Source organism: Labrys wisconsinensis, assembly GCF_030814995.1.
GTDB lineage: Bacteria > Pseudomonadota > Alphaproteobacteria > Rhizobiales > Labraceae > Labrys > Labrys wisconsinensis.
In genome coordinates, this window is sequence record NZ_JAUSVX010000004.1 from 157458 (window position 1) to 178125 (window position 20668).

At 69.5% G+C, this 20668-nt stretch carries 13 protein-coding genes; 9 read left to right on the forward strand and 4 right to left on the reverse strand.

Features of this window, described 5'->3' with window-relative positions; translation table 11 throughout:
* Position 1 precedes the first annotated feature (1 nt).
* The gene (locus QO011_RS13410) at positions 2 to 1198 is read right to left on the reverse strand and encodes an MFS transporter (RefSeq protein ID WP_307272578.1); all 1197 of its coding nucleotides are present in this window, start codon (positions 1196 to 1198) and stop codon (positions 2 to 4) included.
* 109 nt (positions 1199 to 1307) lie between these two features.
* Here QO011_RS13410 and QO011_RS13415 point away from each other — a divergent pair, with 109 nt between their 5' ends.
* The 9 genes from QO011_RS13415 to QO011_RS13455 all read left to right on the forward strand — a co-directional run bounded on the left by QO011_RS13415 (position 1308) and on the right by QO011_RS13455 (position 15146).
* Positions 1308 to 2087 (forward strand): AraC family transcriptional regulator, encoded by a 780-nt coding sequence (locus tag QO011_RS13415; protein WP_370881957.1) that lies wholly within the window; start codon positions 1308 to 1310, stop codon positions 2085 to 2087.
* Between the two features lie 112 nt (positions 2088 to 2199).
* On the forward strand, positions 2200 to 2970 hold the full coding sequence (locus QO011_RS13420) for an SDR family oxidoreductase (RefSeq protein WP_307272583.1): 771 nt from the start codon (positions 2200 to 2202) through the stop codon (positions 2968 to 2970).
* A 53-nt stretch (positions 2971 to 3023) separates the two neighbouring features.
* The gene (gene glgX, locus QO011_RS13425; RefSeq protein ID WP_307272585.1) at positions 3024 to 6845 is read left to right on the forward strand and encodes a glycogen debranching protein GlgX; all 3822 of its coding nucleotides are present in this window, start codon (positions 3024 to 3026) and stop codon (positions 6843 to 6845) included.
* 204 nt (positions 6846 to 7049) lie between these two features.
* Positions 7050 to 9317: a serine protease gene (locus QO011_RS13430; RefSeq protein WP_307272587.1), complete on the forward strand. Its 2268-nt coding sequence runs from the start codon at positions 7050 to 7052 to the stop codon at positions 9315 to 9317.
* A gap of 166 nt (positions 9318 to 9483) precedes the next feature.
* A complete protein-coding gene (locus QO011_RS13435; RefSeq protein ID WP_307272588.1) occupies positions 9484 to 10374 on the forward strand; it encodes a hypothetical protein in 891 nt (296 codons plus the stop codon).
* Between the two features lie 42 nt (positions 10375 to 10416).
* Positions 10417 to 10788: a UCP034077 family protein gene (locus QO011_RS13440; protein WP_307272592.1), complete on the forward strand. Its 372-nt coding sequence runs from the start codon at positions 10417 to 10419 to the stop codon at positions 10786 to 10788.
* A 129-nt stretch (positions 10789 to 10917) separates the two neighbouring features.
* On the forward strand, positions 10918 to 12420 hold the full coding sequence (gene glpK, locus QO011_RS13445) for a glycerol kinase GlpK (protein WP_307272594.1): 1503 nt from the start codon (positions 10918 to 10920) through the stop codon (positions 12418 to 12420).
* Between the two features lie 92 nt (positions 12421 to 12512).
* A complete protein-coding gene (locus QO011_RS13450; RefSeq protein ID WP_307272596.1) occupies positions 12513 to 13526 on the forward strand; it encodes an aldose epimerase family protein in 1014 nt (337 codons plus the stop codon).
* 300 nt (positions 13527 to 13826) lie between these two features.
* Positions 13827 to 15146: a TIGR03808 family TAT-translocated repetitive protein gene (locus QO011_RS13455; RefSeq protein WP_307272598.1), complete on the forward strand. Its 1320-nt coding sequence runs from the start codon at positions 13827 to 13829 to the stop codon at positions 15144 to 15146.
* 102 nt (positions 15147 to 15248) lie between these two features.
* Here the strand turns inward: QO011_RS13455 and QO011_RS13460 are convergent, their stop codons facing one another.
* From QO011_RS13460 to QO011_RS13470, 3 genes are all read right to left on the reverse strand, one after another.
* The gene (locus QO011_RS13460; protein WP_307272601.1) at positions 15249 to 16496 is read right to left on the reverse strand and encodes a TylF/MycF/NovP-related O-methyltransferase; all 1248 of its coding nucleotides are present in this window, start codon (positions 16494 to 16496) and stop codon (positions 15249 to 15251) included.
* A gap of 141 nt (positions 16497 to 16637) precedes the next feature.
* On the reverse strand, positions 16638 to 19445 hold the full coding sequence (locus QO011_RS13465) for a glycosyltransferase family 8 protein (RefSeq protein ID WP_307272603.1): 2808 nt from the start codon (positions 19443 to 19445) through the stop codon (positions 16638 to 16640).
* Between the two features lie 189 nt (positions 19446 to 19634).
* Positions 19635 to 20639 carry an asparaginase gene (locus QO011_RS13470; protein ID WP_307272605.1) on the reverse strand — a complete coding sequence of 335 codons (1005 nt, stop codon included), beginning with the start codon at positions 20637 to 20639 and terminating at the stop codon, positions 19635 to 19637.
* Positions 20640 to 20668: the final 29 nt, after the last annotated feature.

A 20668-nucleotide genomic window follows, 5' to 3' on the forward strand; every position in this document is an offset into this window, starting at 1 on the left:
CTCAGCGCGGATGTGGAACGATATGCCGGTCCCGGCCCGCCAGCATGCCGGCGGCCGCCATCGCCAGGCAGAGGATCAGGCAGCCCGTCAGCGGCAGCACCCAGCCGCCGGAGCCGTCATGCAGCCAGCCGACGAGCGGCGGCCCGCTGGAGGCCAGGAGGTAGCCGACGCACTGCGCCATGCCGGACAGCGCGGCGGCCTGCTGGGCGCTGGCGGCGCGCAGGCTCATGAACATCAGGCTGAGGGCGACCGCCGCGCCGGTGCCGGCCCCGAAGCTGGCGGCCCACAGCACGGCCCAGCCCGGCAGGACCAGCAGCCCGGCGAGGCCGAGCGCGGTGAGCGCCGAGACGGCGAGGGCGATGCCGGTCTGGTCCCTGGCACGCGCCACGAGCGGGCCGAGCACGAAGCCCGGCGCCGCCCCGGCGAGCTGCATGACCCCGTGCAGCGATCCGGCCTCACCGGCGGAATAGCCGGCATCGATCAGGATGGCCGGCAGCCAGCCGACCAGGACGTAGTAGAGGAACGAGTTGAGCCCCATGAACGCCGTCACCTGCCAGGCCAGCGCCGAGCGCCAGACCGGGCCGCCATGCGGCGGCGCGGCCGTGCCCTTCGCCGGCGGCGTGTGCCGGCCGAGCTGCGGCAGCCACGACGCGAGCGCGGCCGCCGGCAGCACGATCATCGCGCCGAGGGCGAGCGGCCATCCCGCCACGCCGGCGAGCGGCACGACGAACGCCGAGGCCAGGGCCGCGGCCACGCCCATGGTCACGGCATAGGCGCCGGTCAGCCCGGCGATCCCGTGCGGGAAGTCGCGCTTGACGAGGCTCGGCAGCAGGACATTGCCGACGGCGATGCCCGCGCCGATGGCGAGCGTGCCGAGAAAGAGGCACCAGACCGGCCCGAGCGAGCGCAGCGCGATGCCGCCGGCGATCAGGACCAGCGCCCCCGCCAGCGTGCGCTCCAGCCCGTATTCGCGGGCGACCAGCCCGGCGAAGGGCGAGACCAGGGCGAAGGCGAGGAGGGGCAGCGCCGTCAGCACGCCGGCGCCGGCCGGGCCGAGATCGAAGCTCGCGCGGATCATGTCGAGCACCGGCGGCACGCCGGTGAAGGGCGCGCGCAGGCCGGCGGCGATCAGCAGGATTCCGGTGACGAGCAGGGCGCGGCCGGCCATTCGCTCGTGCGCAGCATTGTTCGTCTTCATGGCCGGGCCTATCGCATGCAGGTGATCGCCGCTCTCTTAGCCGGTTGCGACCTGGCTGAATTTCGATATATAGCCATATAATCTCTAAATACAGACAAAGCCCATGTCGTTGAGGGACAGCCTGCGCGACTTCGATCCCGACCTGGCGGCGAGCCCGGTGCAGGCGCTGCGCGTCGACGTGTCCGGCAGCGAAGCCGAGGTGCCCGTGCACCGCCACCGCAAGGGCCAGCTGGTCCTCGCCCTGCATGGCGGCGTGACCTGCGAGGTGCCGGAGGCGCTGTGGATCGTGCCGCCGCACTGCGCGGTCTGGATCCCCGGCGGCATGCCGCACAGCAACCGCGCCACCGCCAATGCCCAGGTCTATTTCCTCTTCGTCGATCCGGAAGCCGCAACCCTGCCGGCCGAATGCTGCACTCTCTCGATCACGCCGATGCTGCGCGAGATGATCCGCCACCTCGCCGGCCTGCCGCCGGACTATCCGGCCGACGGGCCGACGGCGCGCCTCGCCGGCGTCCTCCTGGAAGAGCTCGCGCGCATGCCGGTGGAGCGGCTGCACCTGCCGATTTCCTGGGAGCCGCGCCTCCGCCGCCTGGCAAAGGCGCTGGCCGACGACCCCTCGGACCGCAGCACGCTGGCGCAATGGGCGGACCGGCTGGCGATGAGCGAGCGCTCCCTGGCGCGCCTGCTCGTGCGCGAGACCGGCCTGACCTTCGGCCGCTGGCGCCAGCAGCTGCACCTCGTCGTCGCCCTCGGCAAGCTTGCCGCCGGCGCCTCGGTGCAGCAGGTCTCCGCGGCGCTCGGCTACGAATCCGTCACCGCCTTCATCACCATGTTCAAGAAGGCGCTCGGCAAGCCGCCGGCGAAGTATTTCGCCTCGATCGCGTCGTAGCGACGCTTCCGGGAGGCGGCTTCGGCTCTGGCCCGGACCTTGCAACGATCGGCGCAGGCGGGATGGCGCCAAATGTCATCGCGTCGAGTGTCACGCAATGCGGAAGGCCGGCATGAGCATCTTCACCCGATTCTCCCTCCGGGGCCGCGTCGCCCTGATCACCGGCGGCGGGCGCGGGCTCGGCTTCGAGATCGCACGGGCCTTCGCCGAGGCCGGGGCCCATGTCGTCGTGACCGGGCGGAGCGCCGCGACGCTCGACGCCGCGGTTGCCGCCATCGCCGGGGCGGGCGGCAGCGCCGAGGCGGAAGCCTTCGACGTCGCCGATGCCGCGGCGGGCCGCGCCGCCATCGCGCGGATCCGCCGGAGCCGCGGCCGGCTCGACATCCTCGTCAACAATGTCGGCGCCCGCGACCGGCGGCCGCTCGCCGCCTTCGACGACGCCGACATCCTCCGGCTGGTCGGCACGGACCTCCTGTCGGCGGTGTCGCTGTCGCGCGAGGCCGCCGAGATCATGAAGGCGCAGGGGCACGGCCGGCTGATCGCGATCACCTCGATCATCGGCGACATGGCTCTCCCGGGCGATGCCGTCTATCCCGTGGCCAAGCAGGGGCTGACCGGCCTGATGCGCAGCATGGCCGTGGAGTACGGCCCGCACGGCGTGACCAGCAACGCCATCGCCCCCGGTATGTTCGCCACCGAGACCAACGCCGCCCTGGCGGAAAACCCCGACATGGTCGCCTTCGCCCGCCAGCGCGTTCCGCTCCAGCGCTGGGGACGGCCGGAGGAGATCGCCGGCGCGGCCCTGTTCCTGGCGAGCGATGCCGCGTCCTTCGTCAACGGCCATGTCCTCACCGTCGACGGCGGCATGTCCGTGCGGATGTGAGACCGGACAACCTGCGCCTTGACATTCCCGCCCCGAGCGGGCCGGCTTGCAGCATGAGCATCCTTCCCGGCCTCCCCGAGCCTCTCGGCGTCACCCTCGGCGACGACGGCGCCAATGTCGCGGTCTTCTCCGCCGATGCCGAACGCATCGAGCTCTGCCTGTTCGGCGAGGACGGCAGCGAGACGCGCCTCGTCCTGCCCGATCGCACCGGCGACGTGCATCACGGCTTCGTGCCGGGCCTTCTCGACGGCCGGCTCTACGGCTTTCGCGCCCACGGCCCCTGGCGGCCGCAGGAGGGGCTGCGCTTCAACCCGGCCAAGCTCCTGATCGACCCCTACGCCACCCGGCTGGTGCGGCCGGAGGGGCTGACCTCGGCCATGCCCGGCCACGGCATCGAGGGGTTGGACGACCTCGTCCTCGACCCCACCGACACCGCGCCCTTCGTGCCCAAGGGCGTGATCGAGGCGCCGGCCCGTCCCGCCGCCGCCGGCCCGGTCGTCGCCCCCGGCGGCCGTATCGTCTACGAGCTCAACGTCAAGGGCTTCACCCGCCGCCATCCCGCCGTTCCCGAGACGATCCGCGGCACCTTCGCCGGGCTGGCGCATCCGGCCGCCATCCGCCACCTCGTCGAGCTCGGCGTCACCACGGTGGAGCTGATGCCGGCCGCGGCCTGGATCGACGAACGCCACCTGCCCGGCCTCGGCCTGTCGAACTCCTGGGGCTACAACTCCGTGGCGTTCCTGGCGCCGGATCCGCGCCTTGCGCCCGGCGGCATGGCCGAGGTGGCGGCCGCCGTCGCCGCCCTGCACCAGGCCGGGCTGGAGGTGATCCTCGACGTCGTGTTCAACCACACCGCCGAGAGCGACGAGCGCGGCCAGACCCTGTCGCTGCGCGGCCTCGACAACCGCACCTATTACCGCCTGCACGAGGACCGGCGCTTCTACGTCAACGACACCGGCTGCGGCCATACCCTGGCGCTCGACCGGCCGGCGCCGCTGCGCCTGGTGATGGACGCGCTGCGCCATTGGGCCGGCGCCGGCGGCTTCGACGGCTTCCGCTTCGACCTCGCCCCGGTGCTCGGCCGCACCGCCGCCGGCTTCACGCCCGAGGCGCCGCTGCTCGCCGCCATCGCCCAGGATCCCGTGCTGCGCGGCCGGCTGATGCTGGCCGAGCCCTGGGACATCGGCTCGGGCGGCTACCGGCTCGGCGGCTTTCCCGCACCCTGGGGCGAGTGGAACGACCGCTACCGCGACGACGTCAGGCGCTTCTGGCGCGGCGATGCCGCCGTCGGGGCCCTGGCGACGCGGCTCGCCGGCTCCGCCGATATTTTCGCGCCGACGCACCGGCCGCCCTCGGCGAGCGTCAACTTCGTCGCCGCCCATGACGGCTTCACGCTCGCCGACCTCGTCTCCCATGCCGGCAAGCACAACGAGGCCAATGGCGAGGGCAACCGCGACGGCCATTCCGGCGAGGTCGCCTGGAACAACGGCGCCGAGGGGCCGAGCCAGGACCGAGCCGTCGCCGCCGCCCGCGCCCGCGACGCCCGCGCCCTGCTGGCGACCCTCCTGGTCTCGCGCGGCACGCCGATGCTCGGCATGGGCGACGAGCTCGGCCGCAGCCAGGCCGGCAACAACAACGCCTATGCCCAGGACAACGAGACCACCTGGGTCGACTGGGAGCACGCCGACCGCGACCTCGTCGACTTCGTCCGGCGCCTGGTCGCTTTGCGCCGGGCCCAACCGGCCCTGACCGAGGACCGCTGGCTCACCGGCCTCGCCGGGGAGGCAGGCGCCCCCGACGTGACCTGGCTCGCGCCCGACGGCGGCGCCATGAGCGCGGGGCGGTGGAACGACCCTGCGACCCGCACGCTCGGCATGCTGCTGGCGCCACAGCGCAGCGCGGCCGGGCGCGTGCTGGTCTGGCTGCACGCCGGCGGCGAGCCCCTCTCGGTCACTCTGCCCGAGACCGGGCGGTCGCGGCGCTGGCGGCGGGCCTTCGGCGCGGCCAACCAGCCGCTGGAGGGCGACGATGCTCTGTTCTCCGGCTTCGAGCGGGCCGAGCTCGGGCCGCGCTCCGTGGCCGTGTTCGTCGAGGAGGAGGGGCGGGGGGCCGCGCGCGGCGGCGATGTCGACCCCGCCTTCCTCGACCGCCTGGCGCTGCTCGCCGGCATCGCGCCGGACTGGTGGGAGGTCTCGGGCAAGCACACGCTGGTCTCGCGCGACACCAAGCGCGCCCTGCTCGACGCCATGGGCCTGCCTTCCGCCACCATGGGCCAAGCCCGCGAGAGCCACGAGCGCCTGCTCGCGCTACGCCCGCCGCAGGCTTCCGCGGACCGCTGCTTCGTGCCCGAGGCGCTCACCGGCGAACGGCGGCGCTTCGGCCTCTCCACCCAGCTCTACACCCTGCGCCGCGCCGGCGACCAGGGTGTCGGCGATTTCACCACCCTGCGGCGCCTCGCCGAAGCGGCCGCCGCGCGCGGCGCGGCGACGGTGGCGCTCAATCCGCTGCACGCCATGTTCGCCTCCGACCGCGATCGCGCCAGCCCCTACCAGCCCTCCGACCGGCGCTTCCTCGACCCCATCTATCTCGACCTCGACGCTGTCCCCGAGATCGCGGCGGCAGGCGGCCGGGCCGAGGCGCCGGCGGACGAGGCGTCCGGCCGGCTCGTCGACTGGGCCGGCGTCTGGCGTCGCAAGCGCGCCGTGCTGGAACGCTGCTTCGAGGTCGCGCAGTCCCGGCCGGACCGCTGGGCCGCGGTCGAGGCCTTCCGGGCGGAGTGCGGCGAAGCCCTGCAGCGCTTCGCCCTGTTCCAGGCCCTGGAGGGGGAGACCGGAGGCACGGATTTCCGCGCCGCCGATCCTGGACCGGCGACATCAGAGCGTCGCCGTGCCGTCGATTTCGCCGTCTACCTGCAATTCCTCGCCGACGCCCAGCTGGCGCGGGCCGCCGACAGCGGCCTCGCCGTCGGCCTCTACCGCGACCTCGCCGTCGGCGCCGCGCCCGACGGCGCCGAGGTGTGGAGCTCGCCCGGCGCCTTCATGAAGGGCGTCACCGTCGGGGCGCCCCCCGATCCCTTCTCCGCCGCCGGCCAGATCTGGAACATCCCGCCGCTCGATCCCATCGCGTTGCAGGCGACCGACTATGCCCATGTCCGCGAGCTGCTGCGGGCCAACATGCGCCATGCCGGAGCGCTGCGCATCGACCATGTCATGGCGCTGACCCGCCTCTTCGTCGTGCCGCAGGGCGCGCCGGCGGCGCAAGGCGCCTATGTCGCTTTCCCGATGGAGGGCCTGCTCCGGGTCCTAGCCGAGGAGAGCCGGCGCGCTGCCTGCCTCGTCGTCGGCGAGGACCTCGGCACCGTGCCCGAGGGGTTCCGCGAGCGCATGGACGCGGCCGGCGCCTTCTCCTATCGCGTGCTGTTCTTCGAGCGCGACGGCTCTGCCTTCCGCCCGCCTGAGGCCTATCCGGCCCGGGCCGTCGCCTGCGTCGCCACCCACGACCTGCCGACGCTGAAGGGCTGGTGGAGCGGCGCTGACCTCGCCCTCGACCGCCGCCTCGGCCGCAGCCTGCCCCCGGAGGCCGAGGCGGAGCGGGCCGCCGAGAAGCGGGCGCTGGCCGCTGCCGTGGGGCAGGCGGACGGCGATCTCACGCCCGGGCTCGTCGGCGCCATCCACGGCTTTCTCGCCGCTTCTGCGGCCGCGCTGGTGCTGGCGCAGGTCGAGGATCTCGCCGGTGAGGCCGAGCCCGTCAACGTGCCCGGCACCGACCGGGACTACCCGAACTGGCGGCGCCGGCTCGACGGCGAGGCCGAGGCACTGCTGGAGACGGACGCGGCACGGGCCGTGTTCGCGGCGATGCGCGAGGCGGGCCGGTAGGCGGGCGGCGAGGGCCCCGGCGGTGCGAGCCCCTCGGCAAGGCAGGAGTCCGACCGGTCACCCCGGCATCTGCCATCGGCCGGCGGTGGAGCACCGCCCTTCGTTCGATTTTTGTTCTTTTTCCGCCTGCCACCCCTGGTCATGCTCCGATCCGGATGCTTAGCTGATCCGCCTTGGTTTCAGCCGATGCGGGGGCAGGCTTCCATGTGGCGCGTTCTGGTTGTCGCGGTGTGTCTTGTTCTGTCGCTGGGGGCGCCCGCCCGGGCCGGCGATCCGCCCGGCTATGCGGAGGCGAAGCGGGCCTTCGAGGCGCTCGATCTCGAAAACCGCGTGCAGATCGAGATCCTTTTGCTGGCCGCGGGATATGCGCCGGTTACCATCGACAGCAGCTTCTCTCAGGAGCTGTTCGACGCCATCTCGAAGTTGCAGGCGGGATCGGGGCGGCGCGCGACCGGCATCATCGGCGCAGACGACGTCGATCTGCTGATCGAACGCTCCGCGCGGGTCCTGGCGAAGTGGGATCTCAAAGTGGTGACGATACCCGGCACCGAGGTCAGCGTGTTCGTCCCGTCAGGCCTTGATCTCGACCGGAAGACGATCTTGAGAGGATGGCAATACCAAGGAAGAAAGAGCTCTCTGCAAATTCAGTTTACACATGATAGCCTGGAGTCTCTAAGATCTTATTATGATGCAGCAATGAAATGGGCAGCAGGGAAAAAGAAGGTAAAGCTGATTGATGAGAAATTTTATCCTGCATTATTCTTTGTAGTTGCTGCGGAAAAATCAATATATATGGATGTATGGGGAATCTGGCGTGACGGTGGCAGCGTTGTTATGTCATTCACGTACGATGCAGCTCGCAACGATTTCTTCGGTTCTCAGCTGGAGAATCTGCTGGTGGCTTCGCTCTGGGCTATGCTTCCCCCTGGAACATCACTGTCCCCTCCAGACGAGGCGTCACTCCGGCGCTTGAAGGAGCAGGTCGCGTCTCCGAGTCCTGATCGGCCGGATGCCTTGGACCAGGGCGCCGACCCACCGGGCTACGCAGGGGCGAAGCGGGCCTTCGAGGCGCTCGACGTCGAGAGCCGAAGGCAGATCGCGATCCTCCTGCTTGCGGCCGGATATGGGCCGCTCGATATCGAGGATGCGTTCTCGCGAAGGCTGTTCAACGCCATTTCCAAGATGCAGGCGGGATCGGGCTTGCCGGCCACGGGCATCATCGATGCCGGGGATCTCGATCGGCTGATCGCACGGGCGGCGCCCTTCCTGGCAAAATGGGGCTTCAGGACCGTGACCATTCCGGGTAGCCGGCTCGGCATGTTCGTCCCGTTCGGCCTCGGCGTCGATGTGGATCCGACAGCGAGAGGCTGGCGATATGGCACTCCCGACAAGGCTCTTCAGATCGAATATTTCCGCGCGGAAAAGTCAGACCTCGGGACCATCTATTCGGAGACGCTGGGCGTCATAAACGGCCACAAGGATATTAGGATCGTTGCCAGGTTCGTCTCGGCAGAGTCTTTTCGGGTGTCGTGTCAGGTGGGCTCACGGACCGTCGACTATTGGGGCGCGATTGATCAGGACGGAGTCGTCGTGACGACATTTTCGTATGATCGCATGGCCAACGATTTCTTCGGAGACAGACTTGAGAACCTTATGGTGGCATCGCTGTGGAGCGAAGTGGCCGGCGAGGCGGATTTGCTTCCCACGGACGCCTCCCTCCAGCGGTTGAAGGACGCGTTCTCGCCGCAGGCGCGACCGCCAGCTCTCAAGGGGCCGGCGCCCGTCCAGGGGCCGTCCGCAGTTGTCCAGACGACGCCGCAGCCCACGGCGGACGCGCCTTCCGATGTCGGAGTTGGCACCGGCTTCTTCATCACGGCGGACGGCCACGTCCTGACCGCTGCCCATGTCGTCGAGGACTGCCGGTCCGTCAGCGTCGCCGCAACGGGGAGCGCGACGCTGTACCCCGCGCGGGTGCTGGCCCGGGATAAGGGCAGCGACCTCGCACTGCTGGCGACCGATCTCAAGGCCTCGAAGATCGCCCGGCTACGCATCGGCGTGCGACTCGGCGAGCCCGTGGCAGCTTTCGGCTATCCATTGCCAGGCTTGCTGGCGAGTTCGGGCAGTTTCACCGTCGGCAACGTCACGGCCCTGCTCGGAAAGGACGATAGCAGCCGCGACATCCAGATCTCGGCGCCGATCCAGTCCGGCAATTCCGGCGGGCCGGTCGTCGACGCCAGTGGCAATCTCGTCGGTGTCGTTTCCTCCGGGCTCGTTGCGGTCGGTGTGGCGTCCGAGAGCGGCGCCTCCCTGCAGAACGTCAACTTTGCCGTCAGATCCTCTGTTGCCGCCAGCTTTCTGCAGCGCAACGGCATCGCATTCCAGACAGCAAGCCTCGGCGCCGCTCTTCCGCTCACGGATCTGGCCGATGTCACGAGGTCGCTCAGCCTCTATGTCGAGTGTGAGGGCTCGTAGCTGGGAAGGCCGTGGGCGCCGCGGATGGTGCCGGTGGAAGCGGTCCTTGATTTTTTGTTCTTTTTTACGTTTCTGGGGCCTGGCTCCCCCTGGCCCTGGCCTTGTCGGAATGCTTGGCTGATCCGACTATGGTTCGGCCGATCCGGGGGGGGGGGGGCGGAGTTCCATGTGGCGCGGTCTGGTTGTGGCCTTCAGTGTCGCTCTTGCGCTGGCCTCTCCGGTGCGGGCGGGCAATCTGCCCGGCTACGATGAGGCGAAGCAGGCCTATGAAGCGCTCGATGTCGAGAGCCGGTTGCAAGTCGACGTGCTCCTGTTGGTGGCGGGCTACGGATCGATTGTGGGTGAGGTATTCTCCGAGGGCATTTTCGAAGACATTTCGAAGTTCCAGGCGGCGTCCGGGCTTCCCGTCACGGGAATTCTTGGGAAGGCGGATATCGATCGGCTGATCGAGCTGACTTCTCCTGTTCTTGCGAACCTGAAGCTGGAAGCTGTAAATTTATTCGACGGAAAAATGACTATGTGGGTCCCGTCTGGTCTGCGATTCCAGCGGATAGTAAAAGATGGTGGTACGTACTATGACAGTGAGATTGCAAAATTTCTTGTCAAAATCGCGAAGAATGAGGATTTTGATTTCAATGATTTTGTAGATTCATTTGACGTAGAGAGGCCTCAAGATAAAAAACTGAAGGCTAGATATAGAGATCGTACAGATAATTCGTTCGTGATGCTTTGTGATATCGGAAAATATACCATGAATTATTGGGTTTATCCTAAGGGTTCCGGGTTTGTCTTGATGGAGTTCGTCTATGAGTGGAACAATCCGAATGTGAATGCCAACCGGCTGGAGTTGTTGATGGTCCAGTCGCTTTGGGGATCGTTGGAAGGAGGGACACCGCTGTCCCTTCCCACGCAGGCATCGCTGCACCGGTTGAAAGCGCAGGTGGCGGAGCGGGAGGCGATGCTCGCTGCTCGCCCGCCGCCGTCCTTTCCGCTGCCGCCCCTGCCGCGCTTGCCTCTCGTGCCACTTCCGTCGTCTGATCCCTCCGCGTCTCCATAGCCCGTCGCGAGGCGGGAGCACGCCCGACAGGTCCGCTCCGGCATGAAGCACGTCCGCCTCGCCACGGCATGCCTCGTCGGCTTGCTCGGTCCCGCCCAGGCCCGCCCTGCCGATACCCTGCAGCAGCTGGGGCGCGCGCTCGAGCTCTGCCTCGGCGGCACGCGCGGGCTGCAGGGCTCGGAGATCACGGTCGTGTTCAGCCTGCGGCGCGACGGCAGCCTGCTCGGCAAGCCGCGGGTCTCCTATTCCCGGCTCCCCGGCGACCTCGGCGACCAGAAGCGCTTCGTCGCGAGCGTCGCGCAGGCCCTCGACGGCTGCCTGCCCGTGCCCATCACCGATGCCCTGGGCGGGGCGATCGCCGGCCGGCCCTTCGCGATTCGGCTGGTCATTCCGCGCAGCGACACCCCTGCCTGAAACGCCTCCGGGCTTCGGCCGAGGGCAGGGGAGGGTGGCCGTGCGTCCGGCGGCGCGCAGGCGGCGCGCAGGCTTGCTCTCGCCGCGCCGCGCCGCCATGCTGCGCCCGAGAAAAGTCCAGGGAGCGCCATGTCCAGCTACGTCCTCGCCATCGACCAGGGCACGACGTCGTCCCGCGCCATCCTGTTCCGGCCCGACCTCACCGTCGCCGCCTCGGCCCAGCAGGAATTCGCCCAGCATTTTCCCGCGCCGGGCTGGGTCGAGCACGAGCCGGAGGAGATCTGGGCCTCGGTGGTGGCGGTCTGCCGGGAAGCCATGGCCAAGGCTGGAGCCAAGGCGGCCGACATCGCCGCCATCGGCATCACCAACCAGCGCGAGACCACGCTGGTCTGGGACCGGCGCACCGGCGAGCCGATCCACCGCGCCATCGTCTGGCAGGACCGGCGCACCGCCGACATCTGCCATGCCATGAAGCAGGCCGGCCACGAGCCGGTGGTCAGCGGCCAGACCGGGCTGCTGCTCGATCCCTACTTCTCCGGCACCAAGGCGGCCTGGATCCTCGACCATGTCGAGGGCGCCCGCGCCCGGGCCGAGGCCGGGGAGCTCGCCTTCGGCACGGTCGACAGCTTCCTGCTCTGGCGCCTCACCGGCGGCAAGGTGCACGCCACCGACGCCACCAACGCCTCGCGCACCCTGCTCTACGACATCCACGAGGGGCGCTGGCGCGACACGCTGCTGCATCTCCTGCGCGTGCCGCGGCCGGTGCTGCCTGAGGTGAAGGATTCCGCCGCCGATTTCGGCGAGACGCTGCCGGAGCTCTTCGGCGGCGCCATCCGGATCTGCGGTGTGGCCGGCGACCAGCAGGCCGCGACCGTCGGCCAGGCCTGCTTCGAGCCGGGCATGATGAAGTCGACCTACGGCACCGGCTGCTTCGCCCTGCTGAACACCGGGACGGAGGCGGTCGCCTCGAAGAACCGCCTCATCACCACCATCGCCTACCAGCTCGACGGCCGACCGACCTATGCCCTGGAGGGCTCGATCTTCATCGCCGGCGCGGCCGTGCAGTGGCTGCGCGACGGCCTCGGCATCATCGCCCGCGCCGCCGAGACCGGGCCCCTGGCTGAGACGGCCGACGAGAAGCAGGCCGTCTATCTCGTGCCGGCCTTCACTGGGCTGGGCGCGCCCTATTGGGACGCGGAGAGCCGCGGCGCCATCTACGGCCTGACGCGCGGCACCGGGCGAGGGGAGTTTGCCCGCGCTGCGCTGGAAGCCGTGTGCTACCAGACCCGCGACCTCCTGGAAGCCATGCGCGGCGACTGGGGTGCGGCGCGCGAGACCGTGCTGCGCGTCGACGGCGGCATGGTCGCCTCCGACTGGACCATGCAATGCCTCGCCGACATGCTCGCCGCGCCGGTCGACCGGCCGCGCGTGCTGGAGACGACGGCGGTCGGCGCGGCCTATCTCGCCGGATTGAGGGCCGGCGTCTGCCCGGGCCTCGAGGATTTTGCCCGGAGCTGGGCGCTGGAGCGGCGGTTCACGCCGAAGCTCGACGCGGCGGCGCGGGAGGCCAGATACGCCGGCTGGAAGGACGCGGTGCGCCGCACGTTGACGACCGGCCGCGGCGCCGGATGATCACCTCGCCCGCCGGGGCGCCCCGGCGGGATCCCACGGTCGGCACGGCCGTTGATCCACATCGCAATTCTCGGGCAATGGAAGGACCTGCCATGACAAACCGCCTGTTCGGCTCTTACGACGGCGTCGACATCCTCGAAGTCACGATTCGGTCCGAAGCTGGGGCCGAGGCCAAGATCATCACCTGGGGCGCGGCGGTGCGCGACCTCGTGGTGCCGGGCAAGGCCGGCCCGCAGCGCGTCGTGCTCGGCTTCGACGAGTTCGACCATTACCGCTACCACTCGCCGCATTTCGGCGCCAATCCCGGCCGCTTCGCCAACCGCATCGCTCATGGCCGCTTCACTCTGGACGGGGTCTCCTATGAGCTCGACCGCAAGAACAACAGCCCGCACACCCTGCATGGCGGCACCCACGGCTTCGGCGTGCGGCCCTGGTCGATCATCGCCCAGGACGGGCGTTCGGTCACCCTGGCCATCGTTTCCGAGGACGGCGACATGGGCTTTCCCGGCCGCGTCGTCGCCACCTGCCGCTACACCCTGCTCGAGCCGGCGACGCTGCGGGTCGACTACGGCGCCGCCACCGACAAGCCCACGCCGGTGAACCTGGCGCACCATTCCTATTTCAACCTCGACGGCTCGCCCGACATCCTCGACCACCACCTGCTGCTGGCCGCCGATTTCTACACGCCCACCGACGCGGAGCTGATCCCCACCGGCGAGATCCGCGCCGTCGCCGGCACGCCCTATGATTTCCGCACCGACCGGCCGATCGGCCTGGAGGTCGACGGCCAGCGCATGCATTACGATACCAATTTCGTGCTGCGCAGCGCCTCCACCCTCGGCCACGCCGCCACCGCCTGGTCGCCGAAGAGCGGCGTCACCATGGAGGCCTGGACCACCGAGCCCGGCGTGCAGTTCTACGACGCGGCCAAGCTCAACACGCCGGTGCCGGGCCTCAACGGCGAGAAATACGGCCCCTATGCCGGCTTCTGCCTGGAGGCGCAGCTCTTCCCCGACGCGCCGAACAAGCCGCATTTCCCCAACTCGATCCTGCGGCCGGGGCAGGTGTACCGGCAGACGACGGAGTACCGGTTCGGGCGGGGATAGGACTGCGTGTGAGGAGGCTGCGGGAGAGCCTTTCCTGCGCCCGCGTGGATGGGCGCGACAAGCGCGACCATGACGTCGCGGGTGGCGGCTATCTTCCAGCGAGAACCTCGCCGTCATGGACCGACCTGATCGGTCCATCCCGACGAAATCGTTCGACTTCGTAGCGAACACAACGGTGGTGGCGCATCGCACGCGCCCGGCCGATCCTTGGGCTCTGTTGCGAGCACTCGTCCCTCCTCCGCAATCTCGCCTTAACGCGCCGCTGCCATCCTCGCCGCCGTTCCAGGGTCCGGAGGCGGCATGGTCATCGAACGGCGCTCCTTCCTCACCGCCGGCGCCAGCGCGCTGGCCGGCGGTGGCCTGATCGGCCCTGCCGCCGCGGCCGCGCCCGGCCTGAAGCCCGGCGGCGCCGACCAGTCGGCGGCTTTCGCCAAGGCCGTGGCGGCCGCCGCCGCGTCCGGCCGGCCGCTCCAGCTGGAGGCGGGCGCCTATCGCGTCGGCGGTGTCGCCGTGCCGCCCGGCACCCGCATCGAGGGCATTCCGGGCGCGACACGGCTGGTCGCGATCGGGCCCGGCCCGATCCTGCGGGCCGAGGGCGGCGGCGACCTCGCTCTCGCCGGGCTCACCTTAGACGGCGGCAATGCCGGCATGGACAAGGAGCAGGGGCTGGTGATGCTCTCGGGCCTTGCCGCGGTCGACATCCGCGATTGCCGCTTCCGGGCGACGCCCGGGCATGCCCTCGTGCTCCAGCGCTGCGGCGGCCTCGTCGAGACCTGCGCGTTCGAGGCGGTGCAGACGGCGATCTACGCCAATGATTCCGCCGGCCTCGCCATCCGCGGCAACCGGGTGCGGGGCTGCGGCGACAACGGCATCCTCGTGCATCGCAGCGAGAAGGGCTATGACGGCACGCTGGTGGTGCACAACCGCATCGAGAGCATCCGCGCCGACGGCGGCGGCCTCGGCTGGAACGGCAACGGCATCAACGTCTATCGCGCCGGGCATGTGGTGGTGGCCCAGAACGTCCTGCGCGATTGCGCCTTCAGCTTCATCCGCGCCAATTCCGCCGACGCGGTCGAGATCCTCGGCAATTCCTGCGACAGCGCCGGCGAGACCGGCATCTACAGCGAGTTTGCCTTCGAGGGCGCGGTGATCGCCCAGAACGTGGTCGAGCGCGCCGCCAACGGCATCTCGGTGGTCAATTTCGACAAGGGCGGCCGCCTCGCCACCGTGCAGGGCAACATCGTGCGCAGTGCCTTCCGACGCATCCTGCCGGAGGGCGGGCGCGAGAGCTACGGCTCCGGCATCGCCATCGAGGCGGATGCGACCGCCACCGGCAATGTCGTCGAGAACTGCCCGACCGCCGGCTTTTCGCTGGGCTACGGCAACTATCTGCGCGACGTCGTGCTGAGCGGCAACGTGGCGCGCCAATGCGGCGTCGGCGTCGCGATCACCGTGGCCGATGCGGCGCGCGGCGCCCTCGTCACCGGCAACGTCTTCTCCGGCTGTCCGGGCGGCGCGGTGGTCGGCTATGCCTGGGAGGACAAGGCGACCGGCGACCTGACGGCGGAGGGGACCGGCGCTTATCCCGGCATCGTGGTGACCGGCAACAGCGTGCGATAGGGACCGCGCGCCGCGACAGCGTCACTCCGGTCTGCCGACGGGCGCCTGTGCGATCCGCAGCGGCCGCGCAGTCGGTGACGGGCTTCCGAAGACGGCGACGCTTCACGCGCGTCGGCGGACAATCACGCTCGGACCGTCATCCATGACGAAATCCGGATTGTCGGCCAGGAACTCGTCGGTCGCGACACGGCAACCGCTCCAGGCGTGATAGTCGTCAATCACGACCAGCCCACCCGGAGACAATCGCCCGGCGACTTGAGCCAGGCAATACCGGACCGGGTCGTACCAATCACAGTCGATATGGGCGAAGCAGAGCGGCCCGAGGTCGGATGTCGGCACCGTATGCTGGAAAAGCCCCTTCACGAGACTGATGCGACGACCGTCGACGGTCAGCCCGAAGCGGCCGAACGCGGCGCAGACGTCCGCATACAGGTCGGGCCGGTACCCGTAGTAGGTGTCGCCCTGGATGCCTTTCGAGCGTCCAGCGGCGATCTGCTCGTAGCGCGACAGGGTGTCCGGTCCGTCCTTCTCCGACCGGGGCGGAGGGATCATCCCGAAAACATCGAAGCCGAAGAAGCGCCGCTCGTGAGCGAGCGCCAGTTCTGCGAGCACGATGCCCGAGCCGCCGAGGGCGACGCCGAATTCGGCGACGTCGCCCGCCGCGCCCGCCTGCAGCACGTCAGCCAGGCTCTTCTCCAGACGGCTCAGCTTTTCCGGGCGCAGATAGGTCAGACGCTCCGACCATACCCTGTGCGCTGCCGTCCCTTCCGGGCCCGCGTCAAGGCCGGCACGGGGCGCCGCCTCGATCGCTCTCGTCTTGTAGACGACCTGGCGGAATTGCCCGCTTTCGGAATAGACCTCGCTCGCCTCTATCCGCCAGCCGCATCGCGTCAACACCTCGGCGAAGCGCTTTTCCCTGAGCGCGTTGATCCAGCCGCGACGGGCTCTCTCGGCACGGTCGAAGAACGGTTTGGGGTGACAATAGCTGACGATGAGGGTCTGTGCCCGTCTCCGGGCTTTCAGGAATATCTCGCTCGGCCGGATCAGATATTCCACGACGCCGAGCATCACGGCGACGTCATGCGTCCCGTCCGGGAATCCGCCGGCATTGAGATCGACCTGCTGCACCTCGTCGGTCCAGGGCTGGAGATCGGCGCCGGCATAGGTGCAGCCGTCGGGCAGCAGCGCCTTCAGGGCGAGGCGCGCGCCACACCCGATATCGATCACGGATTGTGACGGCTGGATCCAGCCCGCCGCAAGTTTCGCACGTGCGGCCCACTTGTCGGGGTAGCTGGCGGCGTCTCGCCAATGCTCGGGAGATCCGACCTGGGGTGCCGTCGCTCGAGTCATCGCGGAAGGCTCTCCGGTGTCTGGTCCGGCGCATTGGAGCGGCCGCGGTCGAAGCTCCCCCGGCACCGCGTCGGCGAATGATGGAAGCGGGCGTCGAGCCGGTCAACCCTCATGCCCGCGACCGCCATGCGGCTCTCGGCGTCACCCCGCGGCCATTCGGGCCGCGCGCCGCGCCTGCCACTGCGCCCGATAGGCGCCATGAAGATCCTGCCCGGACACATACAGCCCGTCCCACGGCTTGATCGATCCGGCGAAGTGAACGATCTTCGCGCCCTCGATCGCATCCTGATTGGGAACCGCGTTCCATTCGACTCCGAGTTCCTCCCTGTCGCGGCGCGCATAGACGTTGAGAGCGTCCTGATCGTTCATGGCGTAGTCCTCGACCAGCGGGATTGCCTGCTGCGCGAAGTCGTCCCGGCGCATCCTGTCGAGGTCGAGGACCAGGACTCCTGCATTGAAGCTGCGAAACCGCAGATCGCCGGCCGCGTGCATGCGCCGGCGAAGATCCCAGGCCTTTTCGGCCGGCAGGGCTCCGGCGGCGCTGTAGACCATGCTGTGGCCGTACATCCAAACCGGGTAGTTCGAGCTCTTGCCCGCGAGGGCGAAGCCCCGCAGGTCCATGTCGAAGAGTTCGCCGACATCGCCGAGAACGACGATATCGATGTCGAGATAGACGAGCCTGGAAACGTCCGAAAGGATGTTCGGCAGAAGCAGCCGATCGATTGTCGAGACGGTTACGCCCGGCGGCAGCCGCAGCGAATTGGCGTAGGTGACCGTGTCGAAACCAAAGACGCGAAAACGGACCCTGGGATAGTCCCGTGCCAGGTCCTCCAGATCGGCGGCTTCGATCCCGCGACAAAGGATGCTGATCCCGAGCGGCCGGGACGTGTGCGTCGTGATCGACTCGATGACGACAGCGATCTCTCCCAGGAGGTTCCGGTCGAGGGCCATGGCAATGTCGATCTCCCCCGGCTCGGGGGCTCGATCGTTGAAGGTGGACGCTTTGGCCCGAAGATCGGCGGTGATCGCGGCGACATCGAAGGAGGGCGCCGGCAGAGGCCGGAAGCGGGCGCAGTAGTCGTCGGCCGCCGCGACATCGGCGGCGCAGATCCGCCGCCAATGGGCATGGACGTCCTCGGGAGCCGCGCCTGCCAGGATCGTGCGCAGGATCGTCTCGACCTTGTCCTCGATGCCGCGACGCATCGTGGCGAAGGCATCGGCCTCCAGGTCGATCAGCCCCTCGAAGCGGATGTCCGACCGCCGCCCCGGCCGGAACCGGACGTCGAGTCCGAGCGCGGTGGACGGCAGGTAGCAATGGAGGCGGGATGTCGCGACCACTCCGTATGTCCGATAGCGCTGCAGGAGATCGTCGGCCGCCTGCAGGCCCTGCACGATGTCGGCTGCGCGGATATCGGGATCGGCGTGGGTGAATTTCACCGGCCTCCGGTCGTCGAACTCGCCTGGCTCCGGGCGATAGTCGACCAGCGCGATGTCGCCGTCCGTCGCATGCGGCGCGGGCGGTCCTGCGAACAGCTGGCCGATCGTCGTGGTGAGGCAGCCCGAGAAGAAGGCGGGAATCCCCCGTTCGCGCAGGAGGTACACGGTCGTCCAGTCGCGGCAGCCGATCGGCGCGTGTCGCGCGAGGTAGGCAACCGCGTCATCGCCGAGCATGGCGCGGTTGTTGACGTGGAACGAGACGAAGATCGGCAGGATCCCGTCGGCGAACGGGAAGTCGAAGAACTTTCGAAAATTCGGGTGCATGTACCAGCCGAAGGCGATGGTCCATGTCGGACAGGGATAGGTCCGGCCGGAGGAGAAGTCGCGGTCGACGATCACCGGCCGGACCGTCGCCTCGACATCCCCGATGCGCCGTTCAGGCGCGATCCGTGGCTTCATCGCTTCGAGATACCGGCCGAGATCGCTTTCGTCGTACCGGATGGCCTGGAAGCGCAGGAGGTTCGACAGCATCGCCAAGGTCTGGACATAGTCGCCGGCATTCGAGGACGCGCGTTCCAGGTCCAGCATCTTGTAGTCGAGAATGCCGATCGAGATGGCGCCGCGCTGCGTCTTCGCAGGGTTCGGCGCATCGCGACCGGCAAGGGCGATCCGGGCCCATTCCAGCGCCTGCGCGTCTGCCTCGTCCAGCGACGCCAGGGCATCCCGGCGGGCGGTGAGAGCCTCGATGATGCGTCGCAACAGGCCGAAGGCCTGCAGGCCGCCGGCGCGCTTGGCGACGCCCCACCAGTGCGTCGGCGTCATGACGCCGAAATCATCCTCCAGCCTCCGCTGCAGGTCGGCGGCGGCGGCATCCGGATCGGCCTTCAGCCAGCAGCCGGCCCAATGCACCGGCACCAGGCGCCACAGCATCTCGGATGAAACCTGCTGGAAAAGCGCCCATGCGTGGTCCTCGATGCCGTCCTTCAAGGCATGGAGCGCGATGCAGATCCGGCCAAGCGAGGCGGTGCCCTCGTGTGCAGCCAGGCTGTGGGCCAAAGCCCGGGCGACCTTGCGCTCCTTCGCGTCCGTGCCCGTCTCGGTGTAGCGGACGACGGCGGCCTCGAAGGACTGTCCCTGCGCGATCAGCCGGACCAGAGCGGCATGCTGCGCGTCGAGCCTCGCCTCGTCGAGCTTGCGGGCCGTCGCAGAGTGCTCCTCCCGAACGCGATGGAGGGTCTCGGTGACCTGATCCAACCGCTTGCGCAACAGCGAAGCACGGGACGGACGCTTCACCCTGATGGCCGGCGGCTCATTGATTGGCGCAGGCGTGGCGTCGGCGCGAGCCTTGAGCTCCGCGGTGAGGAGCCGTTCGCGAGCGAGCGCCCCGCGTGCCGCCTCCAGTCTCTTCTGCAGAAGCTTGAGCCGGGACACCCGCGCGGCGGCCGGCGACGGCTCCCTCGCTCTTCGCCGATGGTCGTCGTTCGGCACGTCACCCCGCAGCACGTCAGCCATCGGATCCATCAGCAGCCCAGCCGTTTTTCCCGGCACCCACCATATCCGCGTCAGGCCTCGGTGCCATCCCCAACGAGAAACGGGAGCCGGCCGGGCTCGTTTGAACGGTTCCGGGCCCGCCTCGACCGGCGCTCGGCCCTGGTCACCTGCCCCGGCGCCGGCGCTCGCTGGGGCGGGGCCGCATCCCCGTCAGGCCAGGGGCCCCGCCGGCCGCAGGCTGCCGACCTCGGTGCCGTTCCAGTTCTTCATCGCCGGGGTCAGGAAGCGCTGCAGCGCCTGGCCTTCGCCTTCCGACAGCGGCAGGAGCTTGCCGATCACCGCGGCCATCATCAGCTCCGAGGCCCGTGTGGTGCCGTCGTCGCATTTGAGCGCCACGCCGTAGCCGAGCTCGGGGAAGGCGGCGCAGAACACCCCTTCGGCCCCGGTCTTGACGAAGGCGCGTATCCCGAAGATCTGCATGATCTCGGTGCAGAAGCGCTCGGTGCCCGCCACCATATGCGGATGCGCCGCCACCGCCGCCCGGATGCGGGCCGCGGCCCTGGCACGCTCGGGCCCGAGATGGGCGCCGGTGCCGAAGCGGGCGAAGCCGCGCGCCACGGCCGCGAGCGGCGCGGCCTGGGTCGGGATCGAGCAGCCGTCGATGCCGACGCCCGGCCCGCTCGTCGCCGCGCCGGCCATATCGGCGACCGCGCCCATCACCTCGCGCATGACGGGATGGGCGGCGGCGATGTAGCCGGCGGGCTCGATGCCGGCGGCGCAGGCGGTGCAGATGAAGCCGGCATGCTTGCCCGAGCAATTGTTGTGCAGGGCGCTCGGCTTCAGCCCGGCCCGGATCAGCGCCTGCGCCGCCTTGGCGTAGCTCGGCCGATGGGCGCCGCATTCGAGCGCGGACGCGTCGACCCCGGCCTTGGCCAGCATCGCGGTGGCCGTCTCGACATGGGCCGGCTCGCCGCCATGCGAGGCGACGGCGAGCGCGATCTCGGCCTCGGTCAGGCCGAGCCGGTCCGCCGCGCCGGATTCGATCAGCGGCAGCGCCTGGAACGCCTTCACCGCCGAGCGCGGGAACACCGGGCGCTCGACATCGCCGAGCGCCAGCACGAGGCCGCCCTCGGCGTCCGCGACCGCGACCGCGCCGGCGTGGCGGCTCTCCACCAGCCCGCCGCGCAGGACTTCGACCAGGACCGGATTCGACATGCAGGGCTCCGCTGGAATGGCGTCTTGCC

What these genes read in the sequence shown, in the direction of transcription:
- glgX (WP_307272585.1), top strand. Translation starts at nt 3,024, where the DNA reads ATGAGCATCCTTCCCGGCCTCCCCGAGCCTCTCGGCGTCACCCTCGGC.
- QO011_RS13470 (WP_307272605.1), bottom strand. Translation starts at nt 20,639, where the DNA reads ATGTCGAATCCGGTCCTGGTCGAAGTCCTGCGCGGCGGGCTGGTGGAG.
- QO011_RS13430 (WP_307272587.1), top strand. Translation starts at nt 7,050, where the DNA reads ATGTGGCGCGTTCTGGTTGTCGCGGTGTGTCTTGTTCTGTCGCTGGGG.
- QO011_RS13460 (WP_307272601.1), bottom strand. Translation starts at nt 16,496, where the DNA reads ATGACTCGAGCGACGGCACCCCAGGTCGGATCTCCCGAGCATTGGCGA.
- QO011_RS13465 (WP_307272603.1), bottom strand. Translation starts at nt 19,445, where the DNA reads ATGGCTGACGTGCTGCGGGGTGACGTGCCGAACGACGACCATCGGCGA.
- QO011_RS13435 (WP_307272588.1), top strand. Translation starts at nt 9,484, where the DNA reads ATGTGGCGCGGTCTGGTTGTGGCCTTCAGTGTCGCTCTTGCGCTGGCC.
- QO011_RS13450 (WP_307272596.1), top strand. Translation starts at nt 12,513, where the DNA reads ATGACAAACCGCCTGTTCGGCTCTTACGACGGCGTCGACATCCTCGAA.
- QO011_RS13455 (WP_307272598.1), top strand. Translation starts at nt 13,827, where the DNA reads ATGGTCATCGAACGGCGCTCCTTCCTCACCGCCGGCGCCAGCGCGCTG.
- QO011_RS13410 (WP_307272578.1), bottom strand. Translation starts at nt 1,198, where the DNA reads ATGAAGACGAACAATGCTGCGCACGAGCGAATGGCCGGCCGCGCCCTG.
- glpK (WP_307272594.1), top strand. Translation starts at nt 10,918, where the DNA reads ATGTCCAGCTACGTCCTCGCCATCGACCAGGGCACGACGTCGTCCCGC.
- QO011_RS13440 (WP_307272592.1), top strand. Translation starts at nt 10,417, where the DNA reads ATGAAGCACGTCCGCCTCGCCACGGCATGCCTCGTCGGCTTGCTCGGT.
- QO011_RS13420 (WP_307272583.1), top strand. Translation starts at nt 2,200, where the DNA reads ATGAGCATCTTCACCCGATTCTCCCTCCGGGGCCGCGTCGCCCTGATC.